This window comes from Bacillus sp. LL01 (assembly GCF_001037965.1).
Map to the genome: position 1 here is coordinate 1 of NZ_LFEL01000200.1, position 3,874 is coordinate 3,874.

A 3,874-nucleotide genomic window follows, 5' to 3' on the forward strand; every position below is an offset into this window, starting at 1 on the left:
TCTCATTAGCACCTCCTTTTCTAGTATTCTAGTTTGGTCAAGAGAAGGGAGGTTGATACTATCTTGTTTTATCTCCTAACAAAGAATCCAACCTCTTATGGAAGAGAGGCTGGATTCTATTAATAATGTACATCAAAGTATGCATCGATATAAGACCAGCCCTCCATATCATATTGATAAATCAGATTACCTTTTTTATCAATATATCCTTCATAATCCGTACAATAATAAACGCTAGTCCATTCGAGTAACTGGTAGCCCATTCATAACCATGCTCATTACCAAAAACAATATCACCATCTGTAATTAAGAAAATGATATTCTTCAAATCGATCAAGGACTAAAGAGTACCCATCGGAGAATGGCTCGGCCCATTCATATTGAGGATTGATTACAATCTGACCCTCTTTGTTAATAAATTCATACTTGTAGCCAATGGTGATCACAGCTAGACCATTATGGAAGTCACCAGCCCATTCAAACTGTGGATTAATGAATATTCGCCTTCWATATCCTCATGATGCTTACCTAATAAGACCATATATAATGTCCCGTTAGTGTCTTCTTCATCTTCAACACATGTAAAGAGGTAACTGCTTAATCTCATGTTTTACCCTTCTATATTAGAAACTCTAATCCCAACCTCGGTATCGACTTCGTCCCTCTCCAAGTTATAAATGAGGTTTTGATTTAAATCTTATAAATTCCTTTATTTGTTCGAAAGAGGAAACCCTAAATAAAAAGGTGTCTGTTTTAAGCTTATCCTTTATCTGGAGAAAAATTGATGAATAAAATTAAACCGAACCAGCATGAATCTAGATATCCATCCAGTATCACTTCARAATCCAAGCTCTCAAAATATAATTATACTTATATTTAAAAAAAATAAACTATTTTAAGAGACAAAATATACCATATTTAGTATAATTATCTATGTACCAATAAATTAATTTAAAGAGGTGAAATTAGTTGCTAAAAAAACTGTCTTTTCTACTAGTCTTACTATTTTCTTTTTCAATTTTACTTGCTTTTGACAAGGTAGAAGCAAACGATWCAACTAATAATGTCGATGTAGAGGAAATAAGTGTTAATGGGGAAGTGAGTACTAATGGTATAAACACTTATCGTACTAGAAAAGTGAATGTGACAACCAGTTATCGGTGGTCTAGTACTCGTAGAGTATCTGACGATTTAAGAACTGGCAGTAGGGGTGGGTCAATCACTTCTGATAGAACAACAACCTTCAACATAGGATTCACAGGTTCTGTAGCTGGATYAGGATTTTCACCTAGTGTAAGTATCTCCAGTAAAATAGGGTATGTATTAAATGTTAATGCAAACTCTGTGGGGTACATGGGTTACAAAGTAAGAGAAAAAGTAGAAAAGGGGACTAGAGAAGTTTACGATACAATTAATGGAAGAGTCCAATCATCTAATAGCTATACTGTTGTAACTCCACTTTATGGTGAGTATAGAATAGTATATAAATAAATAAAAAAAACTAGTTATTTACAAATAACTAGTTTTTTTCATGTCTTTCCCAAATCCAATATCCTAATTTAGTTACCAAGTAAAAGGTAAAAATAAGCACCAGTGTCCTGGAGATAACATACCCATCAATAGCTAATTGGTAACCCTCAGGGATTAGCACTTCACTATTGATATTTAAGTAAATTAGCACTATTACAGGTAGTATTACAAATAATTTAGCAAACCTTAGTTTGATTGTAGGATCCAACTGAAACACCCTTCGCTAATTATTAAAAAACTAAAACTTGAATTATATAGTATAAACTTCATTTTTCATTGTTTTCCCTGAAATTTAAATTTATATAGGCAAAAGATAAAATTAGATACAAGAGAATTTAATTTTATACTAATTTCTTTTTTACCTTGATTTTTACCTGCTTATCAGAAAACACTCTTAACAAACTGCAGGCAAGTTCTAGCTRTATCTTACTCTATTCCTAGGCTCTGCTTTCTCAAAAGTCTTCTTTCTGCTTAGCAATCGCCTTTTCCTCTTGAGCTCTCTCCATGAAATTAATTATACCATTAAATGTACTATATTACATATAGAGAGAAATAAATAAATATATGTAATTCCCTATACTTTTTTAATTTTTCTATAAAAGTATTAGAAGAGTCCAAAATAGTCAAAATGCTCGCATGATGAGTATGTCTGGGGTAAAGATCGTGAGCGTCAAGCGGTCAGTAAAAGATATACGGACACTATACATAAAGCAAGCTCAAATTAAAGAAGAAACAGAACGAGCAAGGGCCAAGTCTTATAGCACTAGCATACTCATCGATCATATCTTCAGTTAAATCTTCCTCATCAGTCATAGGGGAGTATTTTCTAAGTATAGAAAATGCTTGGTCTGTATTCATTAACATTCACCTCTACATTAATGTTTAACATTCCTTCCTTCTTGAACTCTTGCCCCCGGTTGTTGAAGAAGGTTTCAACGATTTTAATCTTCAAATAAATCTTTTTTCTCTTCTTTTGTTAAACCCGTAAAGAACTTTTTGTGTAGCCGTAATTCTTTCTCTTTTTTCGGAAATACCCTTTCAAACCAAGTTACCGCCATAGGAGTGTGTTCAGATTGGGCATTAACCTTCTCTAAAAACCATTGATATTCTTTCACGGTATCGTCATCAAGTAACGAGATATCTTCATCTCTAGTCCCATAATCTAATTCTGCAAGTTCTCTTGCAGTAATAGTACCGTTTATTTTCTTTACTACTCCAACTTCCGAAGGCATACGTTCTTGATTTAAAGATACAAAGAAATAAATATAGCTTGGTAAGCGAAAAAGTCTTTTCTTAGTATCTTTTTTAGATGCAATATAAAGCCAATCCCCTTTTTCACCAAAACAATTGAATTCCTCATTCTTAATTGCGACCAACATCTTTTCATATTTCTTCATCATGCACCCCAGATAAATGTTTATTAAGTTTTCCTGATTCAACGCTAAGTTGGTGAATTGTATTATTCCTCATCACCAAAGCCAATCATTACGCCAACAACCTCCTTTGAAATATTATATTTTACTTTACTTCGTACATTCCGTCGCCATAACCAGACATTGAAACCGCCCCTCCTGGCATAACTCCTCCCTGGGAATCTGAAGCAACAGTATCCGAACAGGCAACATAATATGTTAATCCATCTTCATTAATCTCTATATCATAGACATTTTTCACATGCATGCCATTTTCCACTTGGTTTCTTTTCTCCATAATAGACAAATAAGCTTTCAACTACTTCATCGGGTGTATAAGATATCAACGCCGTCCATTTCCCATTTCTCACTTTTGGAAGGATGATTTGTAGGTCTTCTTCCCCTATTTCATAACATGGATCAGTAACAATTAAACTTCCACTTTCTACAGTGAAAGTGCCAACTACATTGGGTTTATTCGTATTTATTTTCGGTACATACCAATCAATAAATTCGCTTAATGATAATGCTTTACACTTACTTATCCCAGTATTCTCATTCCAAACATAGAGTAGTTCTTGCATAAATCTTTTTCTAATACGATAGCAAAGCTTATCGCCATTGAGATTTTCACCAATACAGATCATTTCACCTGGTACGTTTTTTGGTCTGAAATCAAGATTTTGTTTGATGATATCTATTTTTTTTGCTAACGGTTTATTCGTAGGGATTGGAAACAAAGGCCWATCACCAAATGTTGAACCATTGGTTTCAAAAAAAAGTTCCTWATATTCATTTGGGAAAATAGCACCAAGTTCTTTTTCTGCCTTTTTCAATTCCAGTAAAGACACCCCAGCCACCCTCGAACTAGAATCAATCATGTTAATTAATTTCTTCATCTTTTCCCCACCAAGTTAATATGATTATTACCA

The 3,874-nt window shown here is 33.5% G+C and carries 6 protein-coding genes; 1 reads left to right on the plus strand and 5 read right to left on the minus strand.

Annotated features, from left to right (window positions below):
* Positions 1-119 precede the first annotated feature (119 nt).
* Together AB685_RS31525 and AB685_RS32240 are read right to left on the minus strand one after the other, a co-directional pair.
* Positions 120-263: a hypothetical protein gene (locus AB685_RS31525; RefSeq protein ID WP_157860766.1), complete on the minus strand. Its 144-nt coding sequence runs from the start codon at positions 261-263 to the stop codon at positions 120-122.
* 185 nt (positions 264-448) lie between these two features.
* On the minus strand, positions 449-607 hold the full coding sequence (locus AB685_RS32240) for a hypothetical protein (RefSeq protein WP_157860768.1): 159 nt from the start codon (positions 605-607) through the stop codon (positions 449-451).
* A 362-nt stretch (positions 608-969) separates the two neighbouring features.
* Between AB685_RS32240 and AB685_RS29970 the strand changes: the two genes are divergently transcribed.
* Positions 970-1,491, plus strand: coding sequence for a hypothetical protein (locus AB685_RS29970; RefSeq protein WP_053073978.1), 522 nt, complete (start codon positions 970-972; stop codon positions 1,489-1,491).
* A 980-nt stretch (positions 1,492-2,471) separates the two neighbouring features.
* Here AB685_RS29970 and AB685_RS27885 read toward each other — a convergent pair.
* The 3 genes from AB685_RS27885 to AB685_RS27890 all read right to left on the minus strand — a co-directional run bounded on the left by AB685_RS27885 (position 2,472) and on the right by AB685_RS27890 (position 3,841).
* Positions 2,472-2,930: a hypothetical protein gene (locus AB685_RS27885; RefSeq protein ID WP_241773403.1), complete on the minus strand. Its 459-nt coding sequence runs from the start codon at positions 2,928-2,930 to the stop codon at positions 2,472-2,474.
* Between the two features lie 118 nt (positions 2,931-3,048).
* Complete coding sequence (locus tag AB685_RS32245; protein ID WP_241773404.1) at positions 3,049-3,240, minus strand: hypothetical protein; 192 nt, start codon at positions 3,238-3,240, stop codon at positions 3,049-3,051.
* Positions 3,188-3,841 carry an SMI1/KNR4 family protein gene (locus tag AB685_RS27890; RefSeq protein WP_241773405.1) on the minus strand — a complete coding sequence of 218 codons (654 nt, stop codon included), beginning with the start codon at positions 3,839-3,841 and terminating at the stop codon, positions 3,188-3,190. The genes AB685_RS32245 and AB685_RS27890 overlap by 53 nt, the downstream gene beginning before the upstream one ends.
* Positions 3,842-3,874: the final 33 nt, after the last annotated feature.